The sequence below is a fragment of the Pantoea sp. E956-1 genome, assembly GCF_982223955.1.
The window spans coordinates 490,309-507,932 of sequence record NZ_CEUYZP010000002.1; the positions used below are offsets into that span (position 1 = coordinate 490,309).

Annotated in this window: 19 protein-coding genes; 16 read left to right on the forward strand and 3 right to left on the reverse strand. The window is 54.7% G+C overall.

Annotated elements, in window-relative coordinates; genetic code table 11:
* The first annotated feature begins 193 nt into the window (after positions 1-193).
* Positions 194-1,150, forward strand: coding sequence for a 23S rRNA pseudouridine(955/2504/2580) synthase RluC (gene rluC / locus AC0T7J_RS09830; RefSeq protein WP_010246350.1), 957 nt, complete (start codon positions 194-196; stop codon positions 1,148-1,150).
* Positions 1,151-1,161: 11 nt separating this feature from the next.
* Here rluC and AC0T7J_RS09835 read toward each other — a convergent pair whose 3' ends face one another.
* Entirely contained in the window at positions 1,162-1,749 is a 588-nt protein-coding gene (locus AC0T7J_RS09835) for a Maf family protein (protein ID WP_473793775.1), read from the reverse strand.
* Between the two features lie 140 nt (positions 1,750-1,889).
* Between AC0T7J_RS09835 and yceD the strand changes: the two genes are divergently transcribed.
* The 14 genes from yceD to ptsG all read left to right on the forward strand — a co-directional run bounded on the left by yceD (position 1,890) and on the right by ptsG (position 14,098).
* Complete coding sequence (gene yceD / locus AC0T7J_RS09840; RefSeq protein ID WP_010246346.1) at positions 1,890-2,411, forward strand: 23S rRNA accumulation protein YceD; 522 nt, start codon at positions 1,890-1,892, stop codon at positions 2,409-2,411.
* 14 nt (positions 2,412-2,425) lie between these two features.
* Complete coding sequence (gene rpmF, locus AC0T7J_RS09845; RefSeq protein WP_003849870.1) at positions 2,426-2,596, forward strand: 50S ribosomal protein L32; 171 nt, start codon at positions 2,426-2,428, stop codon at positions 2,594-2,596.
* Between the two features lie 25 nt (positions 2,597-2,621).
* Positions 2,622-3,662, forward strand: coding sequence for a phosphate acyltransferase PlsX (gene plsX, locus AC0T7J_RS09850; protein WP_473793778.1), 1,041 nt, complete (start codon positions 2,622-2,624; stop codon positions 3,660-3,662).
* Entirely contained in the window at positions 3,663-4,616 is a 954-nt protein-coding gene (locus AC0T7J_RS09855) for a beta-ketoacyl-ACP synthase III (RefSeq protein ID WP_031592468.1), read from the forward strand.
* Positions 4,617-4,632: 16 nt separating this feature from the next.
* Positions 4,633-5,565 (forward strand): ACP S-malonyltransferase, encoded by a 933-nt coding sequence (gene fabD / locus AC0T7J_RS09860; RefSeq protein WP_473793780.1) that lies wholly within the window; start codon positions 4,633-4,635, stop codon positions 5,563-5,565.
* 10 nt (positions 5,566-5,575) lie between these two features.
* On the forward strand, positions 5,576-6,310 hold the full coding sequence (fabG, locus tag AC0T7J_RS09865) for a 3-oxoacyl-ACP reductase FabG (protein ID WP_473793782.1): 735 nt from the start codon (positions 5,576-5,578) through the stop codon (positions 6,308-6,310).
* 154 nt (positions 6,311-6,464) lie between these two features.
* Positions 6,465-6,701, forward strand: a complete 237-nt coding sequence (gene acpP, locus AC0T7J_RS09870) for an acyl carrier protein (RefSeq protein ID WP_003849865.1) — start codon at positions 6,465-6,467, stop codon at positions 6,699-6,701.
* Between the two features lie 85 nt (positions 6,702-6,786).
* The gene (fabF, locus tag AC0T7J_RS09875) at positions 6,787-8,028 is read left to right on the forward strand and encodes a beta-ketoacyl-ACP synthase II (protein WP_473793784.1); all 1,242 of its coding nucleotides are present in this window, start codon (positions 6,787-6,789) and stop codon (positions 8,026-8,028) included.
* Positions 8,029-8,119: 91 nt separating this feature from the next.
* Complete coding sequence (pabC, locus tag AC0T7J_RS09880; RefSeq protein ID WP_473793786.1) at positions 8,120-8,935, forward strand: aminodeoxychorismate lyase; 816 nt, start codon at positions 8,120-8,122, stop codon at positions 8,933-8,935.
* Positions 8,932-9,951: a cell division protein YceG gene (yceG, locus tag AC0T7J_RS09885; RefSeq protein ID WP_031592470.1), complete on the forward strand. Its 1,020-nt coding sequence runs from the start codon at positions 8,932-8,934 to the stop codon at positions 9,949-9,951. Before pabC ends, yceG begins: the two co-directional genes overlap by 4 nt.
* Positions 9,941-10,573 (forward strand): dTMP kinase, encoded by a 633-nt coding sequence (tmk, locus tag AC0T7J_RS09890; protein ID WP_473793787.1) that lies wholly within the window; start codon positions 9,941-9,943, stop codon positions 10,571-10,573. The genes yceG and tmk overlap by 11 nt, the downstream gene beginning before the upstream one ends.
* Positions 10,573-11,562, forward strand: a complete 990-nt coding sequence (holB, locus tag AC0T7J_RS09895; RefSeq protein WP_473793982.1) for a DNA polymerase III subunit delta' — start codon at positions 10,573-10,575, stop codon at positions 11,560-11,562. Before tmk ends, holB begins: the two co-directional genes overlap by 1 nt.
* An 18-nt stretch (positions 11,563-11,580) precedes the next feature.
* Positions 11,581-12,372 (forward strand): metal-dependent hydrolase, encoded by a 792-nt coding sequence (locus AC0T7J_RS09900; protein WP_033757273.1) that lies wholly within the window; start codon positions 11,581-11,583, stop codon positions 12,370-12,372.
* Positions 12,373-12,661: 289 nt separating this feature from the next.
* Positions 12,662-14,098 carry a PTS glucose transporter subunit IIBC gene (gene ptsG, locus AC0T7J_RS09905; protein WP_473793789.1) on the forward strand — a complete coding sequence of 479 codons (1,437 nt, stop codon included), beginning with the start codon at positions 12,662-12,664 and terminating at the stop codon, positions 14,096-14,098.
* A 54-nt stretch (positions 14,099-14,152) separates the two neighbouring features.
* On the opposite strand, the gene bglB is transcribed toward ptsG, so the two are convergent.
* Positions 14,153-15,292 carry a beta-galactosidase BglB gene (bglB, locus tag AC0T7J_RS09910; RefSeq protein WP_473793791.1) on the reverse strand — a complete coding sequence of 380 codons (1,140 nt, stop codon included), beginning with the start codon at positions 15,290-15,292 and terminating at the stop codon, positions 14,153-14,155.
* A 3-nt stretch (positions 15,293-15,295) separates the two neighbouring features.
* Complete coding sequence (locus AC0T7J_RS09915; protein ID WP_031592476.1) at positions 15,296-16,894, reverse strand: MFS transporter; 1,599 nt, start codon at positions 16,892-16,894, stop codon at positions 15,296-15,298.
* Between the two features lie 365 nt (positions 16,895-17,259).
* On the opposite strand from AC0T7J_RS09915, the gene hinT reads away from it, so the two are divergent.
* Positions 17,260-17,610 (forward strand): purine nucleoside phosphoramidase, encoded by a 351-nt coding sequence (gene hinT, locus AC0T7J_RS09920; RefSeq protein ID WP_009090851.1) that lies wholly within the window; start codon positions 17,260-17,262, stop codon positions 17,608-17,610.
* Positions 17,611-17,624 lie beyond the last annotated feature (14 nt).

A 17,624-nucleotide genomic window follows, 5' to 3' on the forward strand; every position in this document is an offset into this window, starting at 1 on the left:
GCTAACCTTCATATAGCAAGGCGACTTTAGCCAGCTTGTGAAGTTTCTTTACATTTAAATTGCTAATGTGTCGGACAAAACAGCGCTTTGCTGAAAAAGCCAGCAGAGAAGCGACCTGCCGTCACATCAACTCCAGAGTTAAGCACAGAAAAAGGGGTGGCGCTATCAGGGGACACTATTTAGAATCGCCGCCATGAAAACAGAGAATCCCGGCGTACATTTTGTCGCCATCACGGCTGAAAATGCCGGACAACGCATTGACAACTTTTTGCGCACCCAGCTCAAGGGTGTGCCCAAAAGCATGATTTATCGCATCGTTCGCAAAGGCGAGGTGCGGGTGAATAAAAAGCGCGTCAAGCCAGAATATAAGCTGGAGGAGGGCGATGAAGTGCGCATTCCGCCGGTTCGTGTAGCGGAACGCGATGAAGATGCCGTTTCCCCCAAACTGGCGAAAGTGGCTTCACTGGCCGATGCCATCCTGTTTGAAGATGAGTCGCTGCTGGTGATGAACAAGCCTTCCGGCACAGCCGTGCATGGCGGTAGCGGACTCAGCTTCGGGGTCATTGAAGGGTTACGTGCCCTGCGACCGGAAGCACGCTTTCTGGAGCTGGTGCATCGCCTGGATCGTGACACCTCCGGCATTCTGCTGGTCGCAAAAAAGCGTTCGGCGCTGCGTTCCCTCCATGAGCAACTGCGTGAAAAGGGGATGCAGAAAGATTATCTGGCCCTGGTGCGTGGCAACTGGCCGTCACACCTGAAGGTGGTTCAGGCGCCGCTGCTGAAAAACATCCTGCAGAGCGGTGAGCGCGTGGTGCGCGTCAGCAGCGAAGGCAAAGCCTCAGAAACCCGCTTTAAAGTAGAAGAGCGGTTCGAGTTTGCCACGCTGGTGAAAGCGAGCCCGGTCACCGGACGTACCCATCAGATTCGCGTCCATACGCTGCATGCCGGGCATCCCATTGCCTTCGACGATCGCTACGGAGAACGTGAGTTTGACAGTCAGCTGGCGGCAACCGGTTTAAAACGCCTGTTCCTGCATGCTGCGGCGCTGACCTTTACGCATCCCGGCACCGGCGAAGTCATGCGGGTGGAAGCGCCACTTGATGATGGCCTGAAGCAATGCCTGCTTAAGCTGCGTCAACTGAAAGCGTAATCTCTCCGGCATCAGTTCGTTAAAGGATTGATGCCGGCCTGCTGCAACATCTCATTGAGCGCGATCAACGGCAGCCCGACCAGCGTATTGGGATCGCGTCCCTCCAGTCGATCAAACAGACAAATCCCCAGACCTTCACTTTTAAAACTGCCAGCACACTGAAGCGGCTGCTCCTTTTCCACATAGCCGTTGATTTCAGCGTCAGTTAACGTGCGGAAATGAACCACAAAGGGCTCACAGCAGTGCAGCAGCGTGCCACTGACCGGATGAAATAGCGCCAGGCCGGTGTAAAAGGTTATGGCTTTACCGCTGGCGGCACGCAGTTGCGCCCGCGCATTCTCAGCCGTATGAGGCTTACCGGCGATTGCGCCATCCAGCACGCAAACCTGGTCGGAGCCGATTATCCAGTGACTGGGATACGTTTTTGCCAGCGCCTGCGCTTTAGCTACGGCAAGACGGGTTACCAGCGCGTCAGCGGTTTCATCGGGCTGAGGTGACTCATCAACCTCAGGCGGGGCGGTAATAAAAGGCAGGCCAAGTTTATGCAGTAATGCCTGCCGAAAGGGCGAGGTTGAAGCTAAAAGAATCGATGGCGTCATTTTTTTTCAATAGTGATAGCGAATTGGTGACAGTCATTTTAAACTGTGCGCCGCACTGGATGCGAATAGTGGTTGAAAGATGCTGTATAACGGCCTTTTTCTTTGACTCTATGACATTACAAAGTTAATATGCGCGCCCTATGCAAAAGGTAAAATTACCCCTAACGCTGGACCCTGTCCGCACTGCTCAGAAGCGCCTTGATTATCAGGGTGTCTACACATCTGTACAGGTGGAGCGTGTGGCCGAGTCGGTCGTTAGTGTGGACAGTGATGTGGATTGTGCCATGTCGTTTGCGGTTGATAACCAACGTCTGGCAGTACTGACGGGTACTGCTGAAGTACAAGTGACGTTGCGTTGCCAGCGCTGCAACCAGACCTTTCCTCATCACGTAAAAGTGAGTTACTGCTTCAGCCCTGTCTCTTCTGAAGAGCAGGCCGAGGCATTGCCGGAAGCGTACGAGCCGGTCGATGTCAACGAGTTTGGTGAGATCGATCTGCTGGCGGTTGTCGAGGATGAAATTATTCTCGCGCTGCCGGTCGTTCCGGTGCACGATTCTGAACACTGTGAAGTGTCCGAGGCGGACATGGTCTTTGGTAAACTGCCTGCAGAGGTGGAGAAACCAAATCCATTTGCCGTATTAGCCAGTTTAAAGCGTAAGTAATAGGAGTAAGGTCCATGGCCGTACAACAGAATAAACCCACCCGTTCTAAGCGTGGTATGCGTCGTTCGCACGATGCGCTGACCACTGCTGCTCTGTCAGTAGATAAAGTTTCTGGCGAAACTCATCTGCGTCACCACATCACTGCGGACGGTTACTACCGCGGTCGCAAGGTTATCGTTAAGTAAGTTTCTTGCTTAGCAAGGCGATACCTTGACACGTTTGACCCTGGCGATTGATGCCATGGGCGGGGACTTCGGTCCCTGCGTGACAGTGCCTGCAGCATTGCAGGCACTGGCCTCTCATTCGGAACTATTCCTTCTTCTGGTCGGACATCCCGACACTCTCATGCCATTGCTTGCCAAAGCGGATTCCTCCCTGATGGGGCGTTTGCAGGTCATCCCTGCCGAATCGGTTATTGCAAGTGATGCGCGGCCCGCTCAGGCCATCCGCAACAGTCGCGGCAGCTCAATGCGTGTGGCACTGGAGATGGTTAAAGAGGGACGTGCGCAGGCCTGCATCAGCGCCGGGAATACCGGTGCGCTGATGGGGCTGTCGACACTCTTATTGAAACCGCTGGATGGCATTAAACGTCCGGCGTTGATGTCCGTTTTACCGCACCAGCAACAGGGTAAAACCGTGGTGCTGGATCTGGGCGCAAATGTGGGCTCAGACAGTGCAATGCTGGTGCAGTTTGCCGTAATGGGGTCGGTAATGGCTGAGCATGTGCTTGGTATTGCACGGCCCCGTGTCGCGTTGCTCAATATTGGTCATGAAGAGACCAAAGGGCTGGAAACGATCCGCGACGCCGCGGCAGTGCTGCGAGAATCACCGCAAATCAACTATATTGGTTACCTTGAAGGTAACGAACTGCTCACCGGTAAAACGGATGTGATGGTCTGCGACGGTTTTGTCGGAAACGTCACGCTGAAGACGATGGAAGGCGTGGTAAGAATGTTTCTTTCTCTGCTGAAATCATCAGGGGAAGGTAAAAAACGGTCATGGTGGCTTCAGTTGCTGGGACGCTGGATTCAGAAACGTCTGACAAAGCGCTTCGGGCATCTCCACCCTGACCAGTATAATGGCGCTTGTCTGTTAGGATTGCGCGGAACAGTGATCAAGAGTCACGGTGCGGCAAATCAACACGCCTTCGCTGTGGCGATAGAACAGGCAGAGCAGGCGGTGAGGCAGCACATTCCCGAGCGAATTGCTGCGCGCCTTGATGCTGTATTAGCCAGGAGTGACAAAGCCTAGATGTATACCAAAATTATCGGTACGGGCAGTTATCTGCCAAGCCAGATCCGCACCAATGCCGATCTGGAAAAAATGGTGGAGACGTCGGACGAGTGGATTGTTACCCGTACCGGCATCCGCGAGCGCCGTATTGCTGCGCCTGACGAAACCGTCGCCACGATGGGATTCAGTGCGGCGCAACGCGCCCTTGAAATGGCAGGCATTGAAGCGAACGATGTTGGGCTGATTATTGTCGCCACAACCTCTTCCAGCCATGCCTTCCCCAGCTCTGCCTGCATGATCCAGCAAATGCTGGAGATCAAAGACTGCGCGGCGTTTGACCTCGCTGCCGCCTGTGCAGGTTTCACCTATGCACTGAGCGTGGCCGATCAATACATCAAAAATGGCGCGGTGAAGCATGCTCTGGTGATTGGCGCTGATGTCCTGGCACGCGCCCTTGATCCGGAAGATCGTGGCACTATCATCCTGTTTGGTGATGGTGCAGGCGCGGTCGTGCTGGGTCAGAGCGAAGAGCAGGGGATTATCTCTACCCATCTTCATGCTGATGGTCGCTATGCACAGCTGCTGACGCTGCCTTATCAGGATCGTGCGCATCAGGATCAGCCTGCTTATGTCACCATGTCAGGCAACGAAGTCTTCAAGGTTGCCGTCACCGAGCTGGCTCACATCGTTGATGAAACGCTGCAGGCCAATAATCTCGATCGTGAAATGCTGGACTGGCTGGTGCCGCATCAGGCGAACCTGCGTATTATCAGCGCCACCGCGAAAAAACTCGGCATGACCATGGATAAAGTGGTCGTCACACTGGATCGTCATGGCAATACCTCTGCCGCATCGGTGCCAAGCGCACTGGATGAAGCGGTCCGTGATGGCCGCATCAAACCCGGACACCTTATTCTGCTGGAAGCCTTTGGTGGTGGATTCACCTGGGGTTCTGCGCTGGTTCGCTTTTGATTGACAGGAACGAAAGATGACGCAACTTGCATTTGTTTTTCCCGGTCAGGGTTCACAGACCGTGGGCATGCTGACTGAATTAGCGGTAACGTATCCGCTGGTAGAAGAGACCTTCCGTGAAGCCTCTGACGCGCTGGGATATGATCTGTGGCAATTAGTGAGTCAGGGTCCGGCTGAAGAGCTAAACAAAACCTGGCAGACTCAGCCTGCACTGTTAGCCGCCTCTGTGGCCATCTACCGTGTCTGGCAGCAGCAGGGCGGTGAACAGCCAGCCCTGATGGCTGGGCACAGCCTGGGGGAATATTCAGCGCTGGTTTGCGCGGGTGTGCTTAACTTTGCTGATGCCGTGAAGCTGGTTGAACTGCGCGGCAAACTGATGCAGGAAGCGGTGCCTGAAGGCACTGGCGCGATGCAGGCGATTATTGGCCTGGATGACGCGGCTATCCGCAAAGCCTGTGAAGAGAGCGCGCAGGGCCAGGTTGTCTCACCGGTCAACTTTAACTCGCCGGGCCAGGTGGTCATTGCGGGTAACAAAGAAGCCGTTGAACGTGCGGGTGCCGCCTGTAAAGCAGCGGGCGCTAAGCGTGCCTTGCCACTGCCGGTCAGCGTTCCTTCTCACTGCGCACTGATGAAGCCTGCGGCCGATAAACTGGCGGTGGCGCTGGAGAGCATCACCTTTAACGCGCCTGCGGTACCGGTGATCAACAACGTCGATGTGAAAGCTGAAACCGACGCTGCAGCCATCCGCCATGCGCTGGTCCGTCAGCTCTACAGCCCGGTTCGCTGGACCGAGAGCGTGGAAGCGATGGCAGCACAGGGCGTGACGCAGCTCCTGGAGATGGGGCCAGGTAAGGTCCTGACCGGACTGACGAAACGTATTGTCGATAGCCTGACAGCGGCTGCCGTTAACGATACTGCATCCCTGACGGCTGCACTCGGTAAGGAATAAGAGGAAAATCATGAGCTTTGAAGGTAAAGTTGCGCTGGTTACCGGCGCGAGTCGCGGCATTGGTCGTGCGATTGCAGAAACACTGGCGGCACGCGGTGCTAAAGTGGTAGGAACTGCAACCAGCCAGAGTGGCACCGACGCCATCAGTGCTTACCTTGGCGACAAGGGCAAAGGCCTGTTACTGAATGTGACTGACGCTGACTCAATCAGCACTGTTTTAGAGAATATTCGTGCTGAATTTGGCGAAGTGGATATTTTAGTCAATAATGCAGGCATTACGCGTGATAATCTTCTCATGCGCATGAAGGACGATGAGTGGGAGGACATCCTGGATACCAACCTCACATCGGTATTCCGCCTTTCCAAGGCGGTCCTGCGTGCCATGATGAAAAAGCGCGTGGGCCGTATCATCACCATTGGTTCCGTTGTTGGAACCATGGGTAATGCGGGCCAGGCAAACTATGCGGCAGCAAAAGCGGGTTTGATTGGCTTTAGCAAATCACTGGCGCGCGAAATCGCGTCACGTGGCATTACCGTCAACGTCGTGGCTCCAGGCTTTATTGAGACTGACATGACGCGGGCACTGAACGAAGATCAACGTTCCGGTATTTTGGCGGAAGTTCCTGCGGGTCGCTTAGGCGATGCTCAGGAAATCGCCAATGCTGTGGCATTTTTAGCCTCTGACGAAGCAGCCTACATCACAGGTGAAACGCTGCACGTCAATGGCGGAATGTACATGGTCTGATAAATCACGAAATGATTTGCTTTATTTGCGGTTAGAACCGCAAAATAACGCAAAATCGTGGTTCGACCAGCCGGGATTTTGTTGCATCTTTTTCACCATTTTATACACTACGAAAACCATCGCGAAAGCGAGTTTTGATAGGAAATTAAATAGTATGAGCGATATCGAACAACGCGTTAAGAAAATCATCAGTGAGCAGCTGGGTGTGAAAGAGGAAGAAGTCACCAACTCTGCATCTTTCGTAGAAGACCTGGGTGCCGATTCTCTTGATACCGTTGAGCTGGTGATGGCTCTGGAAGAAGAGTTTGATACTGAGATTCCAGACGAAGAAGCTGAGAAAATCACTACCGTTCAGGCAGCGATCGACTATATCAATAGCCATAAAGGCTAATGAATATCTTCAGGCGGTCGCTCGACCGCCTGATTTTTTTGTTTGTCCCACATAGTTCCCTATTTCCCCTCCCTGGAGGACGAACGTGTCTAAGCGTCGTGTAGTTGTGACTGGTCTTGGCATGTTGTCTCCTGTCGGCAATACCGTAGAGTCTACCTGGAGTGCTCTCCTTGCCGGTCAGAGCGGCATTACCCTGATCGACCATTTTGATACCAGTGCTTATGCAACGCGTTTTGCAGGTCTGGTAAGAGATTTTAATTGTGATGACTACATCTCGCGCAAAGATCAGCGCAAGATGGATGCCTTCATCCAGTACGGCATTGTGGCCGGTATGCAGGCCATGCAGGACAGTGGTCTGGTTGTTACCGACGAAAATGCAAGCCGTATGGGCGCAGCAATTGGCTCCGGCATCGGTGGTTTAGGTCTGATTGAAGAGAATCATACTTCACTGGTCAACGGCGGCCCGCGTAAAATCAGCCCATTCTTTGTGCCTTCAACCATCGTTAACATGGTGGCGGGTCATCTCAGCATCATGTATGGCCTGAAAGGTCCAAGCATCTCTATCGCGACAGCCTGTACCTCTGGTGTGCATAACATCGGTCATGCCGCACGTATCATCGCCTATGACGATGCTGATGTGATGCTGGCGGGTGGAACAGAGAAAGCCAGTACGCCATTAGGCGTGGGTGGCTTTGGTGCAGCACGTGCTCTCTCAACCCGTAATGAAAACCCGCAAGCGGCCAGCCGCCCGTGGGATAAGGATCGTGACGGTTTTGTGCTGGGTGACGGCGCTGGCATTGTGGTACTCGAAGAGTATGAACATGCGAAGAAACGTGGTGCGAAAATCTACGCGGAAATCGTAGGTTTTGGTATGAGCAGCGATGCCTATCACATGACTTCACCACCAGAAGATGGGTCAGGCGCCGCGGCGGCAATGATCAACGCATTGCGCGATGCTCAGCTTACGCCAGAGCAGATCGGCTATGTCAACGCGCACGGCACCTCCACGCCAGCGGGTGATAAAGCGGAAGCGCGAGCGGTGAAATCGGTCTTTGGGGCAGCAGCCAGCAGCGTGATGGTGAGTTCGACCAAATCAATGACCGGGCACTTACTGGGTGCAGCAGGCGCGGTTGAATCGATCTATTCGATTCTGGCGCTGCGCGACCAGGCCGTTCCACCGACCATTAACCTCGACAATCCGGATGAGGGCTGCGATCTCGACTTCGTGCCTCACACCGCGCGTCAGGTTCCCGGTCTGGAGTACACCCTGTGTAACTCCTTCGGTTTCGGCGGAACCAACGGTTCGTTGATCTTCCGTAAAGTGTAATCGTTGTTGATTGCTAAAAAGGCCCGCATCGCGGGCCTTTTTTTATCCTGCAGAATGCGCTGAAATCACGAGTCACGCTCAGGAGAGAACCATGTGGATTAACGGGTTAAAACAATCGACGCTGGCCGCCAGCGACCGTGGCCTGCAGTTTGGGGATGGCTGTTTTACTACCGCCGCCGTGCGTCAGGGTAAAATCGTGCTGCTGGAGAGCCACATTCAGCGCCTCAGACAGGGCTGTGAGCGGTTATGGATTGATGGCGTCGACTGGCTTCAGCTTGAGACAGAAATGCGACAGGCCGCGCAGCAACAAACCCAGGCGGTGCTGAAAGTGATTATCAGTGCCGGCAGCGGCGGGCGGGGCTACAGCCGGCGCGGCTGTGGTGAACCCACGCGGATCGTCTCGCTGGCGCCCTGGCCGCAACACTACGCCGATTTACAGCAGCGTGGCGCGTCACTCCGACTCAGCCCGATCCGTCTGGCACGTAATCCACAGTTTGCCGGAATCAAGCACCTTAATCGTCTGGAGCAGGTGATGATCAGAGCTCATCTTGACCAGACAGACGCCGACGAGGCGCTGGTGCTTGACACTGAAGGTTGGGTGGTGGAATGCTGTGCGGCCAATTTATTCTGGCGTCGGGGCTCGCAAATTTTCACGCCTGATCTGTCAGCGTCGGGCGTGGATGGCATTATGCGGCGGAGTCTGATGGCGCAACTTGCTGCCGCAGGCCAGGCTTGCCAGGTAATAAAAAGCGCACCGGCGAAGTTGCTGGCCGCCGATGAAGTGGTGATATGTAACGCGCTGATGCCGGTCCTGCCGGTCCGACAGATAGAAGCGGTAGAGTTTACTGAGCGCTCGCTGTTTAATCAGTTGCGCGCAAGCTGTGAAAAGATAATGGATGCATCATGATTCGAAGCAAAAAAATCGTCGTCAGCCTGCTGGCGATCGTGGGTCTCGCGGCTGTGCTGAGTTACTGGCAGGTTAAGCGGTTTGCGGCCACCCCGTTAACTCTGCAGCAGGAAACGATCTACACGCTGCCTGCCGGCACGGGCCGGGTCGCACTTGAAGCGCAGCTGGAAGAGCAGAAGATTATTCCGCACAGTATCTGGTTTGGCGCGCTGCTGCGTCTGGAACCTGAACTGGCGACCTTCAAGGCGGGTACCTATCGCCTTGAGCCGACCATGACGGTGCGCTCACTGCTACAACTGCTGGCCAGCGGTAAAGAGGCGCAGTTCCCGGTGCGGTTCGTGGAAGGCCAGCGGCTGAAAGAGTGGCTGAGTGAGCTGCGCAAAGCGCCTTATATCCGGCATACCCTGAAAGATGATCAGTTCGCCACCCTTGCCAGCGCACTAAAAGTGGAGCCTGAGCAGCTGGAGGGCAACTTCTTCCCGGATACCTGGCTCTACACGGCTAACACCACCGATATGGCGCTGCTGCAGCGCGCTCATGAGCGGATGAAAAAAACCATTGATGAGGTGTGGCAGGGACGGGCGGATAATCTGCCCTATAAAACCCCACAGGAGCTGGTGACCATGGCCTCAATCATTGAGAAAGAGACCGGCGTCAGCGAAGAGCGCGCGCGCGTTGCCTCGGTGTTTATCAACCGCCTGCGCACCGGTATGCGGTTACAGACCGATCCCACCGTCATCTATGGCATGGGCGACAGCTATAACGGTACGCTGACCCGCAAAGATCTTGAAACGGCCAGCGCTTACAATACCTATATCATTAACGGTCTGCCGCCTGGTCCGATCGCCATGCCGGGTAAAGCCTCCCTGCAGGCAGCGGCCCATCCCGAGAAAACCAACTATCTCTACTTTGTTGCGGACGGCAAGGGCGGCCATACCTTTACGACTAATCTTGCCAGCCATAACAAGGCGGTGCAGGTTTACCGGCAGACGCTAAAGGAAAAAAATGAACAGTAAGTTTATCGTCATTGAAGGCCTGGAAGGCGCCGGTAAAACCACCGCGCGTGATGCCATCGTCGCCACGCTGCGTGCCCGTGGCATTCACGATCTGGTCTTTACCCGTGAGCCTGGCGGAACGCCGCTGGCAGAACAGCTGCGGGTGCTGGTTAAGCAGGGTATTGAGGGCGAGCAGGTCACAGATAAAGCGGAACTGCTCATGCTCTATGCGGCGCGGGTTCAGCTGGTGGAAACAGTCATTAAACCGGCGCTGGCTCGCGGTGCCTGGGTGATCGGCGACCGACATGATCTCTCTTCTCAGGCTTATCAGGGGGGCGGACGTGGACTTGACGCCGATCTGATGCAGGCGCTACGCGATACCGTTTTGGGCGATTTCCATCCCGATCTGACGCTCTATCTTGATGTAACACCTGAAATTGGTCTGCAGCGCGCCCGTGCGCGCGGTGAGCTGGATCGCATTGAGCAGGAGTCATTGCGCTTCTTTGAACGCACCCGCGCGCGCTATCTGGCGCTGGCAGCGGAGGATCCCACTATCATTACCATTGATGCCACACAATCCCTGGGTGATGTGACAGTGTCGCTTAAGGCGGCGCTGGATGGCTGGCTGGCGGAGCAGGCGTGATGAACTGGTATCCGTGGCTGAATCAGCCTTATCGCCAGGTGATTGGCCAGCATCAGGAGAATCGCGCTCACCATGCGTTGTTGATCCAGGCGATGCCAGGTATGGGCGATGAGGCGCTGGTCTGGGGGATGAGCCGCTGGCTGATGTGCCAGCAGCGGGATGGCCTGAAAAGTTGCGGACTGTGCCACGGTTGCCAGCTGATGCAGGCCCATACCCATCCTGACTGGTATCGGCTTGAGGCAGAGAAGGGCAAAAGTACCCTGGGCATCGACGCGGTGCGGCAGGTTACGGAAAAAATGTACCACTTTGGTCAGCAGGGCGGCGCGAAAGTAGTCTGGCTGCCGGATGCCGCGCAGCTTTCGGAAGCGGCGGCCAACGCCTTGCTGAAAACGCTGGAAGAGCCGCCAGCCAACAGCTGGTTCTTCCTCAGCAGCCGCGATCCCTCGCGGCTGCTGGCCACGTTACGCAGCCGCTGCATGACGCTGCATCTGACGCCGCCGGACGAGGGACAAAGTCTGCTCTGGCTGAAGAAGCACGCTGCGCAAGACGAACAGATGCTGCTGGCGGCACTGCGCCTGAGCGCAGGTGCACCGGGTGCGGCGCTCAGCCTGCTGGAAAACGGGCCGTGGCAGGCCCGGCAGAAGCTCTGCGATGCGCTGTCCGCTGCGTTGCAGCAGGACATCCTGCAACTGCTGCCTGCGCTGAATGCCGACGACGCGGCAGCGCGTATCGGCTGGCTGCTCTCTTTGCTGCTGGATGCAATGAAGTGGCAGCAACATGCAGGTCAGTGGCTGAGTAATATCGATCGTCAGGATGTGGTGCAGTTGCTGGCCGGATACTTTTCTGCCAGCGCGCTCAACAGCAGCCTCCAGGAGTGGATGCGCTGTCGCGAGCAATTACTGCATGTGGTATCGGTAAATCGCGAATTATTGCTGACCGATCAGCTTCTGAGCTGGGCGGACAAACAGAAGCCCGCGCAGGTATGCTAAACCTATCTGAGAGTAATTATGTTTATTGTGGATTCCCATTGCCATCTTGATGGCCTGGACTATGAAAAGAACCATCGTGACCTGGATGATGTGATCGCCAAAGCGGCGGCGCGTGATGTGAAATTTATGCTGGCAATCGCCACCACGCTGCCGGGTTTTCATACCCTTAAAAGTCTGGTCGGCGAACGGAAAAATATAGCGCTCTCCTGCGGTGTGCATCCGCTGAATCAGGAAGAGGCCTATGATGTTGAGGAGTTTCGTCGGCTCTCTGCCGATCCTCAGGTGGTGGCCCTGGGTGAAACCGGGCTGGATTATCACTATCAGCCAGAAACGAAAGATCAGCAGCAGCGCTCGTTTCGCGAACATATCCGTACCGGTATTGCGCTGAACAAACCGATCATTGTTCACACCCGTGATGCCCGCGAAGATACGCTGGCGATTCTGCGTGAAGAGCAGGTTGAACGTTGCGGCGGCGTGCTGCACTGCTTCACTGAGGATCAGCCCACCGCAGCTAAACTGCTGGATATGGGCTTCTACATCTCTTTTTCCGGCATCGTCACATTCCGCAATGCTGAGCAGTTACGTGAAGCCGCACGCTATGTGCCGCTGGATCGGATGCTGGTTGAAACGGATTCGCCTTATCTGGCCCCGGTGCCTTTCCGTGGTAAAGAGAATCAGCCCGCTTATACGCGCGATGTTGCCGAATATCTGGCTGTACTAAAAGGGGTTGATTTAGAAACGCTGGCAGCCACCACCACCCAAAACTTCTCCACGCTGTTTCATATTCCGATGAGCCAACTGGGCGCCTGATCAGCTATTATTTCAGCCTCTGTAATTAATCTGTAACCTGCTTATATGACCCTGTTTTTTCAGACAGGGTTAGCTTTTTATCGCCGATTACTGGTGCGGATCAGTCAGAAATTTCGTAAAGTGCGCCCTTGTGATTGTCGAAACGTGATACCCGTCAAAGTAACAAATCGGGATTTATTTTACCCTTCGTAATAAATCAAAAGGCGGTCACCGCCAGCCCGGCAAAGAATCCTCCCTCTTTGCCACGCGCTCTGCGCAAATATGCACTCATACTCAGGAGCTTCACGCTATGTTCAAAAATGCTTTTGCCAACCTTCAAAAGGTCGGTAAATCGCTGATGCTGCCGGTATCGGTTCTGCCGATTGCCGGTATTTTGTTAGGAGTCGGTTCAGCCAATTTCAGCTGGTTACCTGCAGTGGTTTCGCATGTGATGGCAGAAGCGGGTGGATCGGTGTTCGCCAACATGCCGCTGATTTTCGCTATTGGTGTGGCGCTGGGCTTTACCAATAATGACGGCGTTTCGGCGCTGGCAGCGGTTGTTGCCTATGGCATCATGGTGAAAACCATGGCGGTGGTTGCCCCGCTGGTACTGCATGTGCCTGCGGCGGAGATCGAGGCTAAACACCTCGCCGACACCGGGGTACTGGGCGGTATTATCGCCGGCTCCATCGCCGCTTACATGTTCAACCGTTTCTACCGCATTAAGCTGCCAGAATATCTGGGCTTCTTTGCCGGTAAGCGGTTTGTACCGATAATTTCCGGTCTGGCAGCGATCATTCTCGGCGTACTGCTCTCCTTTATCTGGCCACCGATAGGTTCCGCGATTCAGGAGTTCTCACAGTGGGCGGCCTATCAAAACCCGGTTGTCGCCTTTGGTATTTATGGCGTAATTGAACGCGCGTTGGTGCCTTTTGGTCTCCATCACATCTGGAACGTTCCTTTCCAGATGCAGATCGGTGAATACACCAATGCGGCAGGTCAGGTGTTCCACGGTGATATCCCGCGCTATATGGCGGGTGACCCGACCGCAGGTAAACTCTCTGGCGGCTTCCTGTTCAAAATGTACGGTCTGCCAGCGGCAGCGATTGCTATCTGGCACTCAGCGAAGCCTGAAAATCGCGCCAAAGTGGGCGGTATCATGATCTCCGCCGCGCTGACCGCATTCCTGACCGGTATCACCGAACCGATTGAATTCTCATTCATGTTCGTGGCACCGATCCTGTATGTGATCCATGCGCTGCTGGCGGGTCTGGCATTCCCAATCTGTATCCTGCTTGGGATGCGTGATGGCACCAGCTTCTCACACGGTCTGATCGACTTTATCGTACTGAGCGGCAACAGCAGTAAAATCTGGCTGTTCCCGATTGTTGGTATCATCTATGGTCTGGTTTACTACACGATATTCCGTGTACTGATCGCGAAGCTGGATCTGAAAACGCCTGGCCGTGAAGAGAGCAGCAGCAGCGAGCAATCTACCGCGACCGGTACGGAGATGGCGGGCAAACTGGTGGCGGCGTTTGGTGGTAAAGAGAACATCACTAACCTGGATGCCTGTATCACCCGTTTACGTGTAAGCGTCGCCGATGTGGCGAAAGTGGATCAGACTGAACTGAAAAACCTCGGCGCCCGTGGCGTGGTGGTTGCCGGTTCCGGTGTGCAGGCGATTTTCGGGACTAAATCCGATAACCTGAAAACCGATATGGATGATTACATCCGCAGCATGTAATGATTTATAGCGATGAAAAAGCCCCGCTAAGCGGGGCTTTTTTTTGGCCTGGATTCAGAGGTAAACGCGCAGATACTCTGTCAGGCAGAGCAGGGCCATCGCCTGGCCATAGGGCATCGAGGTCAGGGGAACCGTGCGGTAGTAATCCAGATCCTTGCCCATTGCGGTTCCAAAGGAAACCTGTTTTAACTCGCCATCATCATCAATATTGGCAATCACGCCGCGCAGCGCTTTTTCTGCCACCTCACGATACTCCACGGGCAGATAACGCTTGCGAACCCCTTTCAGAATGCCATAGGCAAACCCGGCGGTAGCGGAGGCTTCCGGGTAGCTGTGCGGATCATCAAGCAGAGTGTGCCACAATCCGCTGCTGTGCTGACACTCCCTGAGCGCTTTAACCTGAGTCTCCAGCACCTGCTGCAGGAAACGGCGGGTAGCGTGATGCTCAGGCCAGTTCATCATCTCCAGGAAGTCGGGAATGACAATCGTCACCCAGCTGTTACCGCGCGCCCAGCGTGCATCAGCAAAGTTATGGCGGCCGTCAAAGTTCCAGCCGTGGAACCATAAGCCGGTTTTGCGATCCATCAGATATTGGGTGTGCAGCAGGAACTGATAACTCGCTTCTTCAATCCACTCATCGCGCTTCAGTAACTGACCAATTTTAGCCAGCGCCATCACGCTCATCATCAGCGTATCGTCCCAGAGTTGCTGTGGGTTTTCATTGTTATAGACAATGTGCTGCAGGCCGCCCTGTTCGGTACGCGGCATCTCATACATGACCCATTCTGCCCAGCGCTCCAGCACCGGCACCCAGGCCGGGTTCCCGGTCTCTTCGTAACGGTAGGCCAGCGTCAGAAAGGGACAAACGGTATTCACATTTTTGGTCGGCGTGCCTTCCGCCAGACGCTGCGTAAACCACTCATCAATAATGGTCAGCGTCTGCTGATCACCGGTCTGCTGATAGTAGTGCAGCATGCCATACAGACCGATGCCGTGTGTCCATTCCCAACCCGCCCAGCCTTTGGTATCAATCACCCGGCCATCGTCCAGCCGTAATAAAAATTCGCCTGTCTCATCGGTGATGTTAACCAGATTCTGTGTCAGCTTTTGAATCAGCTGTACCAGTTCGCTGCGTGGCAACAGATGCTCGGGCTGGCACAATAATTTGCTGTGTTTAACGGGAAATACAGTCATGGTTTATTCCTGTCGTTTTAAGGTCGGGTTTAAAGAAGGGTTTAAAGTGGGATGTGCGGACAATTTTTCCGGCGCTGGCTTATTACGATTAAGGAAGCCAATGTTGTTATTGCCCCAAAGGTTTTCGTAAGGCATGCCAGCCAGCGTTTCTACAATTGCGCGTGCTTCCGGCGTGATGCTTTCCGGCACGATGCGGCCCGCGTCGCGCATCTTCAGCGTTTCCTGGCGCAGCACAGTGTGGGTCTGCAGATTAAGCTTAAAGCGCAGTGACACGATAAAGCCACAGGCCAGCACGGCCACGGTACCGACGCTGAGAATCGCCAGGATAGTGTGGCTGACGCCGGGTACCTGGGTCGCCTGTCCAGAGACAAAGCCAGAGAGCTGCAGCACGATACCGACCAGCATGACTGCGCCAGCCTGCGACGCTTTACGCGTCAGGGTCATGATGCCGGCAAAAATCCCTTCACGGCGCTGTCCGGTGATCACCTCATCCACATCGGCAATATAGGTATAGGTATTCCACGGCACATAGTTAATACCGCCACGTCCCAAGCCTGCCAGGGCAGAGATCACCAATAGCAGTGACATGTTGTCGTTCATTCCGGCATACCACAGTCCAGCGTAGGAGAGCGCCGCAAGGCCAAACAGCACAGCCACCAGACGGTAGGCGGGCGCGGGTCCCATGCGGATGCAGAGCGGAATCATCGCCATCACCGCAATAAACTGCAGCACCGCCATGGTGCCCATCAGGCTGGAGGCAACCTGAGCGCTCTGCATCAGCACAAATACCACATACCAGGTAAAGACGGCGTTAAACACATCCTGGGCGATATAGCCGCCGAGGTACATGCCAAGGTGCTGGCGGAAGATGCGGATGCGTAAGGTTGAAGCCAGCTCGACATAGAGCCGTTTGAGATTCTGCATCAGCGTCAGTTGCTGCTTTTCCTGCTCTGCACGGCGTGACTCGGCGGAAAAGTCATCCGGGTGACGCTCCCAGGTAAAGCACCACACCAGCGTCAGCACCAGCGCGCAGATTACCGAGAACACCAGGCTGGCGTAGAAGAAGGAGAGAGGATTATCTTTGCCCAGCATACCCAGCAAAATACCGGGTAAAAAGGCAGCCAGAATGGCCGACAGCTGTGCCAGGCCGATGCGGGCACCAGAGAAGCGGGTTTTCTGTTTGAAGTCGTCGGTCATTTCCGGCACCAGCGTTTCATACGGCACCAGGATCATGGTGTAGACGATATCAAACAGCAGATACGTGCAGAGATACCACCAGAAACTCATGTCGCTGACCCACATCAGGCTATAACTGAATACACAGGGTATGCCGAGCAGGATAAAGAATTTGCGGCGGCCAAAGCGTTTGCCCAGCCAGGTCGAACCGAAGTTATCGGTCAGAAAGCCCATCAGCGGGCTGACTATCGCATCCAGCACGCGCGCAGCGGCGAAGATCAGCGTGGCCTGAATCGGGGTTAACCCACAAAAGGTAGTGTAAAAATAGAGCAACCAGGCGGCGGTCAGCGCCGTGGTGCCTGCTCCAAGAAAATCTCCGGAACCGTAAGCCAGATAGTGGCCAAGACCAATTTTACGTGAGCGCATGTCTGATGCTCCTTGATGTTTATGGCGGTTTATCCCTGGTGATGCCGGTCATCTCACCCGGACTGGTTAGCAAAGTAGAACTGACGGGGCGGCTAAACCTTCGCAATTTGGCAAGCGCTGGCGCTGAAGTGGCAAACAGACAAAGAAAAGGGTGGCGAAATTCTAATTTATAAAACAGCGTTTCATTTTTATGGTGTGGCAGGTGTGTTGACAGCATTCAGGACGGCGTTCTGGTCACAGAGAGAGGGTGCTGCTGCAAAGGCAGGCGAACAATGCAAGAAAAGTGGTACTGAGGTTGAAAGAAAACAAATTTCTCCCGCATACTGATTGATTAAGACTCAGGCTAAAGCTAAAGGAATTGCACCATGGCAGAAGAAACCATTTTTAGTAAAATTATCCGCCGCGAAATCCCCGCTGATGTGGTTTATCAGGATGAGCTGGTCACTGCCTTCCGCGACATTTCGCCCAAAGCGCCGACCCATATTTTAATCGTGCCGAATGTGCTGATCCCAACGGTCAACGAGGCGGAAGCAGCGCATGAGCATGCGCTGGGACGTATGTTTACCACCGCGGCGAAAATCGCCCGACAGGAAGGTATCGATCAAAATGGTTATCGTCTGATTGTGAACTGCAATCAACATGGTGGTCAGGAGGTTTATCACATTCATATGCATCTGCTGGGCGGTGAACCGCTGGGACCGATGCTCTCTAACTGATCTGATAACGGAAA

What these genes read in the sequence shown, in the direction of transcription:
- AC0T7J_RS09835 (WP_473793775.1), bottom strand. Translation starts at nt 1,749, where the DNA reads ATGACGCCATCGATTCTTTTAGCTTCAACCTCGCCCTTTCGGCAGGCA.
- yceG (WP_031592470.1), top strand. Translation starts at nt 8,932, where the DNA reads ATGATTCGAAGCAAAAAAATCGTCGTCAGCCTGCTGGCGATCGTGGGT.
- yceD (WP_010246346.1), top strand. Translation starts at nt 1,890, where the DNA reads ATGCAAAAGGTAAAATTACCCCTAACGCTGGACCCTGTCCGCACTGCT.
- AC0T7J_RS09900 (WP_033757273.1), top strand. Translation starts at nt 11,581, where the DNA reads ATGTTTATTGTGGATTCCCATTGCCATCTTGATGGCCTGGACTATGAA.
- AC0T7J_RS09915 (WP_031592476.1), bottom strand. Translation starts at nt 16,894, where the DNA reads ATGCGCTCACGTAAAATTGGTCTTGGCCACTATCTGGCTTACGGTTCC.
- pabC (WP_473793786.1), top strand. Translation starts at nt 8,120, where the DNA reads ATGTGGATTAACGGGTTAAAACAATCGACGCTGGCCGCCAGCGACCGT.
- tmk (WP_473793787.1), top strand. Translation starts at nt 9,941, where the DNA reads ATGAACAGTAAGTTTATCGTCATTGAAGGCCTGGAAGGCGCCGGTAAA.
- holB (WP_473793982.1), top strand. Translation starts at nt 10,573, where the DNA reads ATGAACTGGTATCCGTGGCTGAATCAGCCTTATCGCCAGGTGATTGGC.
- fabD (WP_473793780.1), top strand. Translation starts at nt 4,633, where the DNA reads ATGACGCAACTTGCATTTGTTTTTCCCGGTCAGGGTTCACAGACCGTG.
- hinT (WP_009090851.1), top strand. Translation starts at nt 17,260, where the DNA reads ATGGCAGAAGAAACCATTTTTAGTAAAATTATCCGCCGCGAAATCCCC.
- bglB (WP_473793791.1), bottom strand. Translation starts at nt 15,292, where the DNA reads ATGACTGTATTTCCCGTTAAACACAGCAAATTATTGTGCCAGCCCGAG.
- ptsG (WP_473793789.1), top strand. Translation starts at nt 12,662, where the DNA reads ATGTTCAAAAATGCTTTTGCCAACCTTCAAAAGGTCGGTAAATCGCTG.
- acpP (WP_003849865.1), top strand. Translation starts at nt 6,465, where the DNA reads ATGAGCGATATCGAACAACGCGTTAAGAAAATCATCAGTGAGCAGCTG.
- fabG (WP_473793782.1), top strand. Translation starts at nt 5,576, where the DNA reads ATGAGCTTTGAAGGTAAAGTTGCGCTGGTTACCGGCGCGAGTCGCGGC.
- AC0T7J_RS09855 (WP_031592468.1), top strand. Translation starts at nt 3,663, where the DNA reads ATGTATACCAAAATTATCGGTACGGGCAGTTATCTGCCAAGCCAGATC.
- rluC (WP_010246350.1), top strand. Translation starts at nt 194, where the DNA reads ATGAAAACAGAGAATCCCGGCGTACATTTTGTCGCCATCACGGCTGAA.
- rpmF (WP_003849870.1), top strand. Translation starts at nt 2,426, where the DNA reads ATGGCCGTACAACAGAATAAACCCACCCGTTCTAAGCGTGGTATGCGT.